The sequence below is a fragment of the Otoolea muris genome (assembly GCF_943193115.1).
Taxonomy (GTDB): domain Bacteria; phylum Bacillota; class Clostridia; order Lachnospirales; family Lachnospiraceae; genus Otoolea; species Otoolea muris.
The window spans coordinates 75,861-92,346 of sequence record NZ_CALPCY010000004.1; the positions used below are offsets into that span (position 1 = coordinate 75,861).

Genomic DNA, 16,486 nt, shown 5'->3' on the forward strand with positions numbered 1-16,486 from the left:
ACGCGGCTGCGTTATTCCTCCTCACCGCATTCGCAGCTTCCGCTGTGGCTGTGCCCAAATGCGCCCGGCCCGCCGATATAATCCCGGATCAAATCCAGCCGGTACAGGTTCATATAGTGATACGCCCTCTGCACCGTATGGCCGCTGCCAAGATACCGCGTTACGCCGGCTCCGGCCACAAGCTCAAAAGCCTCCCGTTCCATCGGCCCGCAGATCACGGCCTCGCAGTCGTGCTCGACCACCTTCCTTGCAAACACAAGGTTCTCCGGATCCTGTTTCCCGTATATGTGGAATATCTCGTTCCTGTCCGCATCAATGATCATCAAAAACGGGCTCTCTTTGAAGTTCGCGGGAACCAGCCCGTTTATCTCCTCCGTGTCGGAAGTAATAGCAATTTTCATGTGTTTTGCCTCCATCTGCTTTCCTTCGCTTTTGCGCTTTGATTGTGGGGATCTTCTCCGCTTGCTGCGGTTTTCTGCAGTTTGCTTTTTACGGCGTGGCTGCTTGCGATGATGGTATATGTATAAAAGTATGACATATATTGCCATCATACGCCGGGAGGGAGGTGGAGTCAAGTGTTTTTGTTGGGGAGGGCTGTCTCTGGCCCGGGGGAGTGAGGGGGCCGCCACGAACAGATTACTTATCCAACGGAACCCCGCTTCCGCCAGGAGAAAAGCGCAGCGGTACTAAGCCCGAAAAGACCTCGTTACGTACCGGCCTGCCGGCAACGTTGTCCGGCGCAGGCGGCTCTTCACGAATCCCCCGCTATACCTGAATCCTCCTCTTCCCAGACCCAATATAAGGAGAGATCTCCCCCTCCCGCACCTCAATCGTAAGCGAATCCCCATACCTCTCCCGCAGCCGCGTTTCCACACCGCCGCATATCTCCCCCTGGTATGCTTTTTGCCTCATCACTTCAACGGTCAGCGTTTCCCTCTCTTTATCAAAGCCGGCCGCGAAGTCCTGCACGCCCTCCATGCCGAAAAGCAGTTCATCCAGGATGCGCATGGAGATGAGGCTCCCGTTTTTCAGGCGGATGCTGTCGCCCAGGCGGCCTCTTATTTTGTCCAGCCTTGGCTTTAAGCAGCCGCAGCCGCAGGGCTTGTCTGTCAGGCGTCCTAAGTCGCCGGTGCGGTAGCGGATGAGGGGCATGCCTTCGCGGCGCAGCGCTGTTATTGTAATTTCTCCGTACTGGCCGTCCGGTAGAGGGCGTCCGGTGGCGGGATCGATGATTTCGAGAAGGAGATCCCCATCTCTTAAATGGCAGCCTTCGCGGCTTTTGCACTGGACGCCTCCTCCGTATCCTGTTTCGGTCATTCCCCAGTGAGTGAATACTGTACAGCTCCAGATTGTTTCCAGATATCTTTTTACACTTTCAGGGATGTAGTCGCCGCTGAGGAGTACGGTTTTTGGGCGCAGATGCGGGGCGGCGGCGGCCAGGGCGCGCATCTGGCCTGGGGCGCCGACAAAGCAGGTATAGCCTCCTGCAGCCGCGGCCGCGGCTTCTATGTCTCGGATCAGGCCGTGGACTGTTACTTCTATGTGAATGCGGCCAAGGGCTTCTTTGAGCAGGCCGCCTACGGAAAAACGGCCGGGGCCTTCCATATAAACGATAACCCGGTCGCCGCGCTGTACCAGGTACTGCATGCCTTTTTCAAAGAAGGAAACGGTGCGGAGAAGATCCGATTCGGTGAAATAGAGGCGCTTTGGCTTTCCCCTGGTTCCGGAAGTGGATATGGTAATGATTCTTGCAATCTCCCTGGGGTTTACGCAGAGAAAGCGCTCCGGAGCGTTTTTTATGTCCTCCGGGGTGGTGAAGGGGAGGTTTAAAAAGGACTCCCAGTCTCCGGCCGCGGGTATTTTGGGCAGGTGTTCACGGTAAAAGGGGCTTTTTTCTCCGGCATAGCGGAGCGTCTCCCAAAGGGCGGACGGTTTTGCGGCGCAGATATAGTATCCGCAGCCGGCTTCCTTTAGGCGCTCCCTGTCCCGAGCCGGATCGCCAAAGAGGGCTTCTGCTTCTCCGTCTAAGAGTTTTTGGCCGATCCACTGTATCAGCTCCGGCGAGCGGTCCTGCATTTCCATGATGGAAAAGCCGGCCCGGCGGAGGCGGGAGACAATGGTTTTCGCATATTCCAGACGTCCGGGACGCGCCCCCTCGGCGGAAAATGTCGTTTTCAGCTCCTTTTTTCTGGCGTACAGATCGCTTATCAGGAGCCAGCCGTCCGGTTTCAGCACACGCAGGCTTTCCCGAAGCGCCTGATCCGGATCCCCGGTCTTTGAGAGGCTGCATTCCATAAGGACTGCGTCGAGGCTGGACGCGGGATACGGGAGCGACTCCGCTTTTCCGGTGTCTACGGTTTTGTCCCGCCTCATCTTCGGATCCGGGTCGATACCGCGGATATCCCATGACGGATGCAGCCTGCGCAGGTATGCAATGGATGCGCCGGCGCCGCAGCCGATGTCCGCCGCCCGGACGGGCGCCTTTTTTCCGAACAGGCCCGCCAGCTCAAACAGCTCCCTTGTCATGTGAAAGCCGCCAGGGCGGCAGAGCGTATCTTCTGCGTTCATTGCCCAATTCCCTCCCATGAGGACAGATAATATGCGCAGAACGGAATGTGCTTTCCTTCCTTATATACATGAAGGCTGCACTGGCGGAGGCGTTCGATGTCGAGATTGCCCGCGTCCTGGAAGGCCATGGAGGTGATGGTAAAGCCATGGCTTCTGACGCGGTTTAAGAAGGTTTCCATATCGGTCATATCAGGCTCCGGCGCTGTATGCGGCGCCGGGGACGAAGCGGCGGCCGGCTCCCCGCAGCAACAGCTCTCCCGCTTCGTTTCCTTTTCTCTTATTTCCCAGCGCCGGGCAACAAATTCCCGGTTCTTTTCAGCCGGATCCGCAAAACAGCAGCCTTGTCCCGCTTCCGTCTCCCGGCGGGAGGAATCAGCTCCGGTTAAAGCGTAAAGCGTCTGATCCGGCATTACAACGAAGTCCGCGTGGAAACCGCACATGGGATGATCACAGCAGGACGGCGCAAGGGACTGCTTGCGGACGAGGCCGCCGCTCTGCTTTACGACCTCATCCATAAGCTCATCCAGCGTAAACCGGCCGGAATCCGCCGGAATGGCCGGAATCCGCCCGAAATAGCTGATTGGCTGGAAATGTACGCCGCGCACCGCCGGGGAGCAGCGCACCGCAAAGCGGATGATTTCACCTATCTGATCCCCGTTCACGCCGGGCACAATGACCGGGACAAGCGTAACGCCTATGCCGTGCTTATTGCAGTTTTCGATCGCCTTTTTCTTGAGCTCAAGCATGGGCCTGCGCCGGAGTGTTTCGTACACCCTGTCGTCTACGCCGTCAAACTGCATAAACACAAACGACAGCCCGGCGGCAGCCAGCCGCTTTGCAAGCGCCTCGTCCTCTGCCAGGCGCAGGCCGTTGCTGTTGAGCTGCACATATTTGCAGCCCGCCTGTTTTGCATAGGCCACAATCTCCGGCAGATCCTCCCTCACTGTCGGTTCCCCGCCGGATAGCTGAAGAAGCGTCTTACCCGGCTCTGTCAGGCCGTCGATCCATCCTTTTACCGTCTCCAGATCCGGATCCGCCTTTCCGGCCGGATCCGCAAAGCAGACGGCGCAGTTCATATTGCAGCGGTCCGTGACCTCCAAAAGCGTGCAGCATGTCCCCCTTAAATGGCTGCCGCAAAGCCCCTCGCACGACGCGCAGTCCGGGACATCTTCTCTTTGCCCGGAGCCGACTTCGCCCCTCCAGGCGGCAAAATCCACCCGGTTTCTCCAGATAACGCCTGAAAAAGAGCCGTGCTCCGGGCAGGATTTTGTAAGGACGATTTCCCCTTCCCGCTCCTTTCTGACCGCCGGAATCTGTTTTAAGCAGATTGGGCACACGCTGTATGTGTGTTTCATGTTTTCCGTAAGCATTTCCTATTTATCCTCCAGCTCCCTCTCTACCTCCGCCATCCGGCCTGTCACCAGATATTCCGGGATGTATACCTCCCCGCACAGGGGGCATTTTAAGAGATCTGTGTGGAAATTATGGCCGATATAATTGAAAAATGTCCGCTCCGGCTTCATTTCCACATGGCAGCGGCGGCAGATGACCGCCTGATCCGACGGCTTTAAAAGCGACTGGTTCCGTCCCCCGTGGATAGCCCCGTCTTTGCTGTTTTCATCTCCCATGCTACTCTCCCTCCAGGTTCATACGGTGGCAATAGCCGTTGCAGAGCTTAAAGCTCCCGTCCTCAAGCGTCTCATATTCCGCCCAGTATGTCATGTTCTGGATCTTTAAGTGGCCTGTGATTCTCCCGCTTCCAGGCTGCACTGTGCCGCGCCCTTCGCGCTCGCAGAATGCGATCACCTGCTCCATATCTTCAAGAAGGATCTGTGAATCAGAGAGCTTTTTCTCCAGCTCTTTGCTGACAGTCAGCTTCATATGCGTCTTTTCCTCCATCGTCTCGTTCCAGCGCGCTTCTAAAAGCTGTTTTTTGGCCGCAAGCCGCTGCCTCCTGCGCTCTGTCACCGTAACCGGCGGGCGATCCCCGCCATTTAAGCCAAAGGCCAGATCCAGGAAATGGACGGCCTCCTTTCCCTGCCCCGCAAAAGATTCCCGGCAGTTGACGCAGGATGTCAGGTACGGCGTGTCCGCGTCCTTTACCCGATCCCTTGCAACCTTTCTGACAAAATTGGGGGACGCGATATTTATATGGCCCCCATAGCCGCAGCAGCGCGCGTTTTCGCCGTCATAGGGCAGGTTTTCCCATAAAATCCCCAGGGAATCCGCCAATGCGCGGACGCTTGTCTGAAGCTGTGGGTAACCGCGGCCTGCGCAGGGATCGAATACGGCGTACAAAGCGCGGTTTTTTCCTGTTTCTGTCTCTCCTCCTGCCGCATCCGCGCCCCATTCCATCTGTCCCGCCATGATCTCCGACAAAAATATCCCCGGTATCTCCGGCAGATACTGTTCAAACAGCCGGCGGCAGTTCGGGCAGGCGAAGATCACCTCCGGCCTTCCAAGCGTCTCCCATTCCTGTCTCAAATTCTCCACATACGCCCCGTGCAGCGCGCGATCCCCGGCCCACTCCGCCGCCGCGCCGCAGCAGGTCATCCATATGGCCGTGTCAGGCATTCTCTCTGTCAGCCATGCATAGGTCCTGGTCACATACCTGGCGTCTGACGCGGCAAGCTGGCAGCCCGGGAAAAAGGCGTAGCGGCTTTTTTCTGCGCCGGCAGGCTTTCTGCACAGCTTTGCCTCCCCGGAGGAAAATTCCATGTCCCGCAGCCAGAAATCATGATAGGGCCACGGCATCGCGCCCTTTTCATGCATCGCGCGGCGCGCCTCCAGGAAAAACGAGCCGAAATCAATGTCCTGCGGGCACACCTGCTTACAAAGACCGCACTGATCGCAGGTGGTGATCAGCCTGGTGGCCCAGGTTCCGTCCCTGGAAAGCGTGCCGGGATGGATCGTGATATAGACCTCCTCATAGATCCTGCGCGGCGTTTTTTCATTGATACGCATCAGATCGCACGCCTTCATGCAGGCGTCGCAGGAGCATTTCACACAGCGCCCGATCTCCTCCATGGCCTCCTCCTGCGTATAACGGGAGCCGTTTGCAGGCACAATGGCCTCCCGGCGCGCAAGCCGCTCCGCGTCCACGCGGATCAGGGTTCCCTTTTTCCGGAACGGCTCGTTCATCATCCCGGTTTTTAAGTAGCGTTCCGCAGCCAGCGAGGCTTCCAGCCCCTGGGCCAGCGCCTCCACGCTTCCGGCCCCGGTCACGCCGCCTCCGATGAAAATTCCCGGAATTTCCGTCGCATACGCGCCGCCCGCCGCCTCTGTAAGCCCGAAACGCCGCCCGCCTTCTCCTGTGGCCACGTAAATCGCCTCAAATTCCGCGCGGAGCGGTTCCAGCGACGTTATCTCCGTACCCATACGGCGCTCCCAGCTCTCGAACTGGAACTGGTTTTCTATTTCTGCGCCAAACAGCCCGGGATCCATCAGGTCCCTCGCCCGGCCTCCCAGGCTGTCTGACCGCTCAAATACCGTTACCTCGTATTTCTTATTGCTTAAGCGCAGCGCGCAGCCAAGGCCGCTTAAGCCCCCGCCGATCACCGCGATTTTCCTGCCCTTTGAGGGCATGTTGTAGGCGTTCGGCGCTTTGCGTTTTGCAAAATCCACGGTGGCTCTTTCCATAAGGCCAAGCGAAACCGCCCGGTCCGCCTGCGCCCGGATGCACGCGGCCTCGCAGGGCCTTTCGCAGATCTCGGACACGATCTGCGGAAAGCCCACGGCATTCTGGAACATCCGGTATGCGGCGTTAAAACGGCCCTTTTTCCATTTTTCCTCCAGGCCCTTAATGTCCATATGAAACGGACAGGCCGCCTGGCAGAACGGAGGCTCATTCTGATGGCAGCGCTCTGCCAGCGTCCTTTCAAAATCCTGTAAAAATCCCATCTTAGAACGGGCGCTCCGCCGTGGGATCATCCAGGGAAACATAGAGTCCGCCCGGTCCCGGCGCAACCGGATTTTCCTTAATATTCTCCAGCTCCTCATAGAGATCCGAGCCAAGGAAGTATTTCTTCGGGGCTTCTGGCTTCTCACCCTTTGCAATCGCGTCCATCCCGGCCTTTACCTTTGCCGGCAGGGCGGGCAGCTCATGGATCCGCACGCCGCAGGCATTGTAAATCGCGTTTGTCACCGCACAGTGCCCGGATGCCTGGAACGCCTCGGAAGCGCCTGTGGATCCGAACGGCCCATCGGAAACCTCCCCGTCAAGGTGGATCACATTGATGTCGTCCGGGATATCCTTGATATAAGGAACGCCCGCGCCGAACATATTGGCGTGCTTCTTCACATCATGGTAATTCTCGCTCAGCGCAAAGCCGATGCTGTGGGAAATGCCGCCGTACGCCTGTCCGTTTACGGCATCGATATTGCCGATACGGCCTACAAAGTCCACGCAGGTGAATTTCAGCACCGTCGTCTTGCCCGTGGCGGCGTCAACCTCCACCTCGGCCATATTTAAGCAGTAGGTGAATGCCGGCGTCGGATCGCCGATGCCCGTATTCGGATCCAGACGGCACAGGCCCGGCGTGGCGGTCGTCTCATAGCGCCCCACATACTTTGTCTCAATGCCCTCTGCCACCATCTCGTCATAGGTGCGGAACGTCCCGTCATCCTTTTGCATCGCGTTCATGAGCTTTTCCGCCGCGATCTTGGTTGCATTTCCGTCCATATATAAGGAACGGCTCGCGCCGGCCATACCCGTATCCGGGCAGAGCTTGGTGTCATTCTGGATAAGCTGGATATCCTCCGGCGTGATTTTAAGCTTCTTGAGCGCCTCCAGCGTCACCATCACAGAACCGACCGTTCCGCCCTGGCCCATAGCATGCCATGTGTCGTATTTCTTTATCTTATTGCCCTTTGCAAGCTCTAAGGCCACCTCCGCGCTGTCCGTCACACCCTCTGTCACGTTAAAGCCGCCCCATGCAAGGCCCACGCCGCGGCGCTTCTGCGGTGTATCAGCGGCCTTTGCGTCCGCTACGGCCTTCTCATAGATCGGGCGCATGGTATCCATCATCCGCTCCATGGGATACTGCGGGTACTTGTAGCTGTTGATATTCAGATCTCCCTCGCGGCAGATATTCTTGTAGCGGAACTCAAAGGGATCCATGCCGAGCTCTTCTGCCATCATATCCATCAGCGGCTCGCTTAAGGTAAATGCCTGCGGAGAGCCGTAGCTTCTGTACGCGGTGCCAAAGGCGTGGTTCGTATTGGCCACGCGGCACAGGCCCGCCACGTTCGGGACATTGTACGGGAAGAACGCAAACCTCGGCGGCTTGGTCATAACATCGTCGCCGCCCCAGGAATACGCGCCGTGATCCATTCCGAAATCAAATTCCGCGGCAATGATCTTTCCCTCGTCGTCGCAGGCAAGGCGTCCGTTGGAGTAAGCCGGGCAGCGCTTTCCGCTGAAATGCTGGTGCTCCTCATACGACATGGACAGGGATACCGGCTCGCCTGTCACCACCGCCGCGGCCGCTGCCAGGGCGATATCGCCCGCGTTCGTGGACCAGCCGAAGCTCGCGCCTGTGGGGTTCATGATAATCCTGTATTTATTCTTCGGAACGCCCACGCAGTTTCCGAGACGCCCGATGGAGGAATACGTGCACTGGGATTTACACTGGATGGTCAGCATCCCGTCGTCGCCCCAGTATGCCTGAAGCACGCACCCCTCAATGGACAGATGCGGCTCACGGCTCGAGAAAAAGCTGCCCTCAACCACATGCGGCGCGTCGTCGATCAGATCCTTTACATTCTCCGCATCCTCAAGGCCGACGCCCTTTAACACCGGCTGCTCGCAGAAAATATTGTCCGTATCCTCATGGATGCGGATTGCGTCCGGCATAACCGCGTCTAAGTAGGTCAGATATTCCGGAAGCTGCTCAATATCCACCGTAACCTTCGCCGCGGCCGCGCGCGCCCGGTCATGCGTATCAGCCACGACAAGCGCCACCACGTCGCCGTAGCGGAAAATCTTCTCATCCTGCAGAACCTTGCGGGACGGCGTCATGACTGTGCTTCTCTCGTGGAACTGGCCCTCGGCCATGATATTCGTACCGCCTGCCGCGAGGATATCCTTTGCCGTGATCACCTTCACAACGCCCGGCATCTTCTCCGCTTCCTCCGTGTGAACCGCCAGAAGCTTTGCGTGATGCGTCACTCTCGGCTGCACCACCGCCGCGTAAAGCGTGCCCCTGGGCATCTTAAGCGCCTGATCATCGCCGTAATCCGCCAGGCCCGTCACCTTGGCCAGGGCGTCCGGGCGCACCACGGGCTTTCCGTAATACTCGCCGTCCTCGGGATTCTTAAACTTAATATCCTCAATCGAGCACTCGCCGCGCATCACCTTTGCGGCAGCCATAACCGCGTCCACAATCTGCTTGTAACCCGTGCAGCGGCATACATTTCTCGTCTTCTGGAACCAGTCGCGCACCTCTTCCCTGGTCGGATCCGGATTCTCCTCCAGAAGCTGGTAAGCGGACACGATAAAGCCCGGAACGCAGAAGCCGCACTGAACCGCGCCGTAATTCATCCAGGCAACCTGTAACGGGTGCGGGTGCTGCGGCGTGCCAATGCCCTCAATCGTGCGGATTTTGGAATACTCCTCAACCTGCGTGATCTTCTTCGTGCAGGAGCGGATTACCTGGCCGTTTAAAATAACGGAACAGGAGCCGCAGACGCCTGTCCCGCAGCCCACCTTCACGCCGGTCAGCCCTAACCGGCGAAGGACGTCCGATAAACGGTCATTTTCCGGATCACACATAAAAATGCGATCCACATCGTTGATGTTGAGCACCATTTTTCTCAATTTCATGGTTTACTCCTCCTTATATAATGTATAATATCGAACAGTTCCCGGGAAAAGCGGCGCGCAGACCGCCCAAACCGCCCTCCCCGGACTGCCTGACATTTCCCAAATGGCGCGCCGCCTCATTCCTCTTCCAGATGTTCCAGCATATCATCAATGTCAAAGCCGGCGTCCTCTAAAATCTCCCGCGCACGGCGGTATGTGCTTTCAACCAGCGCAGGGCAGCGCACGGCTTTATTATGTATATCTCTTTCCAGTATTTCGTCGCAGGAGATTCCGCCGTAGAGCTCCCCGTAGGTATCCCGGAACCACTCTGTCAGCTCCGGGATCATCTCGCCTGCTGCCAGAGCCGGATCAAACAGGCACAGCATCATCGCCGCCCCTGTCAGAGCCCCGCAGATCAGGCCGCTCCTCACCCCCAGGCACAGCCCGGCCGCCGCCCGGACAAGCGCGTCACTTTCCTCTCCCCTTAGCCTTAAGCCCATGGCGGCAAGCGCCTGCGAACAGCACTTGCCGGACTGCAAAAATTCATGCAGCATCAAAATATCTGATTCCACCGTACCTCCCCTTTCTTATAATAAGCGCTTCTAAACACGCTCCGGCGCACAGTCTTCCCGCGCGGCAAAAAAGCAGCCCTGCCCGAAAAGGACAGCGGCTGCTTTTAACACCCCGGGAGAAAAAAGAACGGATCTCTCCCGTAAACAGGATTATAAGGCATAAAGGCGCCCCGAAACAACAACAGCCCGCCCGCTGCGGACGCTCTCCCACGTTTCAATCCACGCCTCAATGCCAGTATAAGCAGAACATCTCATTTGCTTTCCTTTTCAAACACGGAAGGCGATACCGTTTCCGGTATCACCCATTGGTCTGGCTGCATATAGCGGTGTCCGCCACACAGCAGCTTCGACTCGAAAAACAGATTTGTTTCTGAATGGTTTTATTTATATATGTTATTATCTGATTGTTATGTTACACGTTTTGATAGGGTTTGTCAATAGAATGATTTCATAAATATGAATTTTTTTCACCATTATGTTATTATTATTCCTATATCTTCCTCCTTAAAACGAACATGTACTCTCGGAATCTCTCTGTACCTGCCTTTGCGGCTGATTTTCCGCCAGATGCACCCAAATTTAATCAACGTACGCCTCATAAATTTGTGCGCATCTAAAATCATCTCACAAAATCAGGAACAGCGAGATTCCGGGAGTACATGAACTGGAAGATTATTCCTTTTTCACCTTCTCTAAAACAGGCCCCAATATCTCCGTCCACGGCCCGAAAGCGTCCTTCTCCTCCAGATGGGTCAGCCCCATCCAGTTAAGCCCTCCCGGCGTCATTTCCCTCGCCAGATCCTCGAGTGTACCCGGCCATGCAGATGCCTTTTGGGACAGCGCGGATGTAAATGCAGTCACATATTTCCTGGCCGCGGGCTCGTCCAGCCCGTTGTCCACGCACCAGCCGGTCAGGCGCGTCAGAAGCATGTAGTAGGCGCTCATCAGCCCTGTGACAGAGCGCAGAATCGCGATCTGATCCGGTGTTTCGACCAGAACCGGAGTCCCCACATGAGACATCAAATCACGTACTGCCGGGATCGGCGGATACACCACGACCGGCCCAAAGCGGTTGGCGGCAAAGGTGAGGGGCACTACGTCGGCGATGATCGCGCGCGTTCCGATCAGTTCCTCTGCGCGCTTTAAACTCAGCGTAGCCACCAGATTAATAAAATGCTTGTCCGGGGGGAACGAAAGGCCCGCGATCACTTCCTCCGCAGCCGCCGGAAGGAGCGCTGCAAATACCCAGTCTGAGCGATCCACGACCTCCTGGTTGTCCGCCCCGACTGTGATAATGTCCGGATACTTCTCCCGGAGCGCCTGCGCCCGCTCCCGGTTCCGCGGCGATACGGCAATGCTCAGCCCTTCAATCCCGCTCTCGCAAAAGCCGGTTGCAACGGCTGTCGTGATAATCCCGGTTCCAATAAATCCAAGTTTCATCATAGATTCCCCCTTTTTCAGCAATCATTTAAATCTCATTTTAACATAGCCTTTTAGCGGGAGTCAAATTTAATCTGATTCTTTGATTGCTGCCCTCGGGTTTTCTGTGACCTTCGCTCACAAAAAACACCTCGCAGAGCCGAAGGCCGAACTGTTACATTCGGCAGCCATATCTCTGAAACCGCAAAACAAAAAAGCGCCGACCCCACAGCTCTCCGTCTGCAAAATCAGCACTTCTCAGTGCGCCTTCAGGGACTCGAACCCTGGACAAATAGATTAAGAGTCTACTGCTCTACCAACTGAGCTAAAGGCGCTTGTCTTTATTTTGTTTTGTCATCTCCGTGACACATGACATATTCTATCCTATAACACAGAAAAAGTCAACACTTTTTTTAACTTTTTTTTACAGTTTTTTTAGATAACTGGTAACAGTTCAGATAATCTCTGAACTGTCAGGGCATACGGCCATTTAGAATCGCTTCGCGACGGGCCGTATGCCTGCCTTTCGTACGGTCAGCGCAGCAGGTGCGCTGACCTATCTGGACTGTTACGATAACTGTTCAGACGCCAAACGTATCATTATTATTGCAACAGAGATTATAAGGACAGCAGGCGTCTGCCCTTCTGCGCTTCGCTGCGCCCGCTTACCGGAAACGCATGTCATTTAGAACCGCGAAGCGCTTTTATGGGCAGATGCCGCCCCAACTACTAAAGTATTTCTAAAATACGCTCTAAAGAACCTGGCCGATCGCCATCTCTATACTCTTTTTGGTCTGAACCCCTGCTTCCCTGCGGAAGATTTCTCCGTTTTTGAAAATAATGAGCGTCGGGATGGACATGATGCCGTATTTCACCGCCATATCCGTGTTGGCGTCCACATCCATTTTGCCGACTTTCAGCCTTCCCTCATATTCCGCCGCGAGCTGCTCTACGATCGGCGCCATCCGCTTGCACGGGCCGCACCAGTCCGCATAAAAATCAACCAGCACCGGAACGTCTGACTTTAATACCTCCGCCTCGAAATTCTCACTCGTAAATCTCATTTCCATTTGCAACTCCTCCTATCTCTTCTTTTTTCTGTCAGCACTTAACACCTTTGAAGCCTCGTCGAACTGCTTTTTCCATTTCAAAACAGCTCTGTTTAATTCCGTCTTGTCGCTCGTTGCCCTTGACAGCGTGCGGCTCACCTTTGTTTTCAGGCTCATGCTGCAAACTCCACTCTTATTTTTTATATCATATGCAGTTTACAGGCAGCCGGGAAGCCGCCAGCTTACAGATCGGCTTTCCTTCTGCCGAGAACTTTGTCTCATACTCGGTCATCACATTTCCCTTTGCCAGATCGCTTTGGTGCAGATCGAATGTGGAATAGAGAATGTTCCACCCGGCCTGCGGGATGGACTCCATGGAATATTCAAACAATGCCCTGTTATCCGTCTTGAACTCCACAATGCCGGACGCTGCAAGTATCTGGCTGTAAACCGCCATGTACTTCGGCGACGTCAGCCGGCGGCCCGCATGGCGCTCTTTGGGCCATGGATCCGAAAAATTCAGGTAAATGCGGCTCACTTCGCCCGGGGCGAACACCTCCGCAAGATTTCCCGCGTCCAGGCACATGAAATACAGGTTCCCTAGCGGCGTCTCCAGACGCTCTCTTTTGCGGATCGCCTTAACCAGCACCGTGGAATACCTCTCGATCCCGATAAAATTCTTATCCGGATTCTGCATCGCCAGCTCTGTAATAAATTTTCCTTTCCCCATACCGACCTCAATCTCGATCGGATTTGTATTCCCAAACAGTGTGCCAAAGCTTCCCCGCCGCTCTGACGGCTGTGTGACAACATACGGGCTTTTCTCTATCATCTCCTCTGCTCCCGGTATATGGCGCAGTCTCATATGCTCCCTCCCCGCGCGCGGCCTGCGGTCCGGCCCGTCCGCACCCGTTTGTTGTAGCTGTATAACGGATGTATGGCCTTTTCCTTTAGTCTGCTCGCTTTTGCCGTTTTTATCTATTCATTATTTCCATAATTTTATCCCCGCATCAGCCGGGATTTTTGTAAATAATAACTATATATTACCATTTCATGGTTTTTTATGCAAGTCAACAATTTTTTCAAAAATGACGTGCATAAAACCCCGCGATATATTATAATAATAGTAATTCATCATTAAGGACACGATACGCAGTATTTCATCAGGGGACGCGCGGCGCGGCCGTGCGGATCAGATGGACTGCTGCCGTACAAAGGAGACAGCCTATGAGCACTACAGACAACCCGGCAGGAGGTGGCTGGGACAAAATTCAGACCGGCATTAAGGATACCGAGCGCCTGATCGGCCAGAAGAAATATAATATGGCCATGATCAAAGCGCGTCAGACATTGGAGTGCATGGTAAAAGCGCTCTGCGAACAGTCCGGTATCATGCAGGGAAACTTAATTGACATGATCGACGCCCTTTACGAGGACGGCGTGATCAGCAGGACCACCAGCGAGCACTATCATAAGATCCGAACGATTGGGAATAAGGCCATCCATGAGGATGACAACAATTCCTATAACGCCAGCCAGGCGCATCATCTGCTTGCGCAGGAGGTATATACCTTTATCAACGATTACAGCGGACGCCGCAAAAAGGCGGCCCCGCCGCAGAGACGGCCGGTTCCGGACGGCAGCGTAAGGCGCGGCAGCCGTCCTCCCGCTTCCTCAAACGCCAGCCGCCGGCGCAGGGGCGCGCCCCAGAGAAGGGGCCTGGATCCCGGAAGCATTATCAAGCCGCTTCTTCTGATTGCCATTATCATTGCGCTGATATTTATCATCAAGATGATCCGGCCCGCCGAGGAGAAGGCCCCTGAAACCTCTTCCGAGCCTGTGACGGAAGCGCCCGCAGAAACGCCGGCTATGAGCATGCCGCCGATTGAGATCCCGACCACAGAGGCTGCGGCGGCTCCGGCCATGAGATACAAGACCACAGACGCGTTAAATGTCCGCTCCGCGCCGTCCACCGATGCCTCTACAAAGATCGGGCTTCTGACGCTGGGTACGGAAGTCGAATTTGTGTCAGATTATGATGACACATGGTGCGTTATCAAATACAACGGTCAGGATGCTTATGTTTCAAAGGAATTTTTAACGCCTGTCCAGTAACATCAAAGCCCCGCAGCCGGGAGCATTAGGACTCCCGGCTGCGGGGCTTTATATCCCGGCCACATATCCCATTATGTATCGTATCATAACCGTTCAGATACCCCGAACGGCTGCGGCATCCTCTCTGTCCAGCAGCCGTTTCGCAAGGGGAACGACAGCCCGAAGATCCGCAAGCTCAAAATCCGCCAGGCTCCTGTCAAAGCAAAAGCGCTCGTCTATCAGCGCCGCCACCGTCATACCCGCATTATGGCCGGCCGTTATCCCAACGGTCGAATCCTCTATCACAAGGCATTCCGCCGGCGCCAGCCCCATCCGCTCTGCCGTATGCAGATAAACCGCCGGATCCGGCTTGCTCCGTTTAAAATCGCTTCCGCTGACCATCAGCTCCAGGCGTTCCGCCACCTTATTCTCAGTCAAAATCTTTTCCACCTGCCCGATATTCGTGGACGAGGCCACGGCAAGGCGCAGCCCCATATCCCTTAACTGATCCATGACCTCCAGCACTTCTGGCCGGAAGATAGACATGTAATCCACGGATGAAAAAATTTCCGTCCAGCGCCCCAGATATTCATCGTGCAGCTCCTCCCATGTCTGTCCCGTCTTCACAGCCGCCTCCACCACGACCCAGCAGTCCCTCTTCGTCGTGCCGACCGTCCCATAAAGCTCCTCCAGCCTCACATCCGGATTCTTTTCCCGGACAAACTCATACAAATATTTTAAATACTCTCCCTCGCTGTCAATAATCACGCCATCCATATCAAAAATGACTGCTTTTATCATAAATCTCCTGTCCTCCGTAATCTCAGTGTAATTTGAACTGTATGCAATACCAACAGTATACAGGACGTCATCCCGTTTTGGCAAGAGGCGTTTGCCTCTTCCTCTGCCTCCCTTTTTCTGATATAATACATTTTTGAAAACATTACTGCTCACACCCCTGCCGGGCTGTGCCCGGTAACACGCTTCGCAATGCACACAAACCGCTGCCATCACAACAATCACTTTTAAAGGAGCCACAACGCCATGAAATATTTCAACCATTTCCTCGGGATCCTCTGCGCCTTCTGCCTGATGATCCTGTTTCTCATCACCTCCGTAGAAGCCGTCGTCTACTGGATTCCCGGCTATTTTGAGGCCAAGTACACAAAATACGGCGTCGCCGGCACGGTTGACATGACCATGGAGGATCTGCTCGACGTCACGGACGAAATGATGGACTACCTGCGCGGCAACCGCGAGGATCTGCATGTCCCCACCGTTGTGGGCAGTGCAGAGCGCGAATTCTTTAATGAACGCGAAATAGCGCACATGGAGGACGTCCGCGGCCTCTTCCTGGCCGCGATCGCTCTCCGCCGCATCTGCGCAGCCGTGTGCGTCCTCTGCGTACTTATTTTGATATGGAGAAAAGCCCCCCTCGCCGTCCTCCTCCCCAAAATGCTCTGTACCGGCGCCCTGCTCTTCCTGGCCCTGGCCGCGCTGCTGACCGCCATCATATCCACAGATTTCACAAAATATTTTGTCATTTTCCACAAAATATTCTTCAACAATGATCTGTGGATCCTTGACCCCAGAACCGATCTCCTGATCAACATCGTCCCGGAGCCCTTTTTCATGGATACCGCGCTCTACATTGCCATCACCTTCGCATTCCTGACGCTCCTCTTATTCTTCATCTGCATGTGGATGATCCGCCGGAACAGGAAAACGTCAGATAAAAACACCCCAAAAAGCTAACGGCAACGTAGCCAGAGGCAGCTTCTATATCCATGAGGTCTTTTCGAGCTTAGTACCGCTGCGCTTTTCTCCGGGCGAAAGCGGGGTTTCTGTTGGATATAGAAGCTGCCTCTGGCGGCCCTCCCACAGCAATCCACGCAGCGCCAACATAATATTTCCCTTTACAGAATCCCATTCTTCCGATATACTGTTGAATATAAGTTACATTTCTATTACAAATATTTTAA

14 protein-coding genes, 1 tRNA gene and 1 riboswitch are annotated in these 16,486 nt (G+C 55.2%); of the genes, 2 read left to right on the forward strand and 13 right to left on the reverse strand.

The features are described 5' to 3' along the window. Positions 1-11 precede the first annotated feature (11 nt). The 12 genes from NFS31_RS04375 to trmB form a co-directional block, all read right to left on the reverse strand. Complete coding sequence (locus NFS31_RS04375) at positions 12-401, reverse strand: NifB/NifX family molybdenum-iron cluster-binding protein (RefSeq protein WP_251492017.1); 390 nt, start codon at positions 399-401, stop codon at positions 12-14. Between the two features lie 364 nt (positions 402-765). Beyond that, the gene (locus tag NFS31_RS04380) at positions 766-2,568 is read right to left on the reverse strand and encodes a DVU_1553 family AMP-dependent CoA ligase (protein ID WP_251492019.1); all 1,803 of its coding nucleotides are present in this window, start codon (positions 2,566-2,568) and stop codon (positions 766-768) included. Continuing rightward, a complete protein-coding gene (gene trsS / locus NFS31_RS04385; protein WP_251492022.1) occupies positions 2,565-3,938 on the reverse strand; it encodes a radical SAM (seleno)protein TrsS in 1,374 nt (457 codons plus the stop codon). The genes NFS31_RS04380 and trsS overlap by 4 nt, the downstream gene beginning before the upstream one ends. A gap of 3 nt (positions 3,939-3,941) precedes the next feature. Then, the gene (locus NFS31_RS04390) at positions 3,942-4,196 is read right to left on the reverse strand and encodes a DVU_1557 family redox protein (protein WP_251492024.1); all 255 of its coding nucleotides are present in this window, start codon (positions 4,194-4,196) and stop codon (positions 3,942-3,944) included. Between the two features lies 1 nt (position 4,197). Next, positions 4,198-6,468, reverse strand: coding sequence for a pyridine nucleotide-disulfide oxidoreductase/dicluster-binding protein (locus NFS31_RS04395; protein WP_251492026.1), 2,271 nt, complete (start codon positions 6,466-6,468; stop codon positions 4,198-4,200). A 1-nt stretch (position 6,469) separates the two neighbouring features. Next, positions 6,470-9,391 carry a molybdopterin-dependent oxidoreductase gene (locus NFS31_RS04400; RefSeq protein WP_251492028.1) on the reverse strand — a complete coding sequence of 974 codons (2,922 nt, stop codon included), beginning with the start codon at positions 9,389-9,391 and terminating at the stop codon, positions 6,470-6,472. Between the two features lie 116 nt (positions 9,392-9,507). After that, the gene (locus tag NFS31_RS04405) at positions 9,508-9,942 is read right to left on the reverse strand and encodes a DVU_1555 family C-GCAxxG-C-C protein (RefSeq protein WP_251492031.1); all 435 of its coding nucleotides are present in this window, start codon (positions 9,940-9,942) and stop codon (positions 9,508-9,510) included. Between the two features lie 244 nt (positions 9,943-10,186). Beyond that, a riboswitch (molybdenum cofactor riboswitch) is annotated at positions 10,187-10,311 on the reverse strand. Positions 10,312-10,614: 303 nt separating this feature from the next. Next, positions 10,615-11,385, reverse strand: a complete 771-nt coding sequence (locus tag NFS31_RS04410; RefSeq protein WP_251492033.1) for an NAD(P)-binding domain-containing protein — start codon at positions 11,383-11,385, stop codon at positions 10,615-10,617. Positions 11,386-11,623: 238 nt separating this feature from the next. Next, a tRNA-Lys gene (locus tag NFS31_RS04415) sits at positions 11,624-11,696 on the reverse strand. A 417-nt stretch (positions 11,697-12,113) separates the two neighbouring features. Further along, the gene (gene trxA, locus NFS31_RS04420; protein WP_251492035.1) at positions 12,114-12,431 is read right to left on the reverse strand and encodes a thioredoxin; all 318 of its coding nucleotides are present in this window, start codon (positions 12,429-12,431) and stop codon (positions 12,114-12,116) included. A 12-nt stretch (positions 12,432-12,443) separates the two neighbouring features. Beyond that, positions 12,444-12,587: a hypothetical protein gene (locus NFS31_RS04425; protein ID WP_251492037.1), complete on the reverse strand. Its 144-nt coding sequence runs from the start codon at positions 12,585-12,587 to the stop codon at positions 12,444-12,446. A 28-nt stretch (positions 12,588-12,615) separates the two neighbouring features. Further along, entirely contained in the window at positions 12,616-13,275 is a 660-nt protein-coding gene (gene trmB / locus NFS31_RS04430; RefSeq protein ID WP_251492039.1) for a tRNA (guanosine(46)-N7)-methyltransferase TrmB, read from the reverse strand. A 362-nt stretch (positions 13,276-13,637) separates the two neighbouring features. Here trmB and NFS31_RS04435 point away from each other — a divergent pair, with 362 nt between their 5' ends. After that, complete coding sequence (locus tag NFS31_RS04435) at positions 13,638-14,525, forward strand: SH3 domain-containing protein (RefSeq protein ID WP_251492041.1); 888 nt, start codon at positions 13,638-13,640, stop codon at positions 14,523-14,525. Positions 14,526-14,618: 93 nt separating this feature from the next. On the opposite strand, the gene NFS31_RS04440 is transcribed toward NFS31_RS04435, so the two are convergent. Then, positions 14,619-15,305, reverse strand: coding sequence for an HAD family hydrolase (locus NFS31_RS04440; protein ID WP_251492043.1), 687 nt, complete (start codon positions 15,303-15,305; stop codon positions 14,619-14,621). Between the two features lie 243 nt (positions 15,306-15,548). Here NFS31_RS04440 and NFS31_RS04445 point away from each other — a divergent pair, with 243 nt between their 5' ends. Beyond that, positions 15,549-16,259, forward strand: a complete 711-nt coding sequence (locus NFS31_RS04445) for a TIGR01906 family membrane protein (protein WP_251492045.1) — start codon at positions 15,549-15,551, stop codon at positions 16,257-16,259. Positions 16,260-16,486 lie beyond the last annotated feature (227 nt).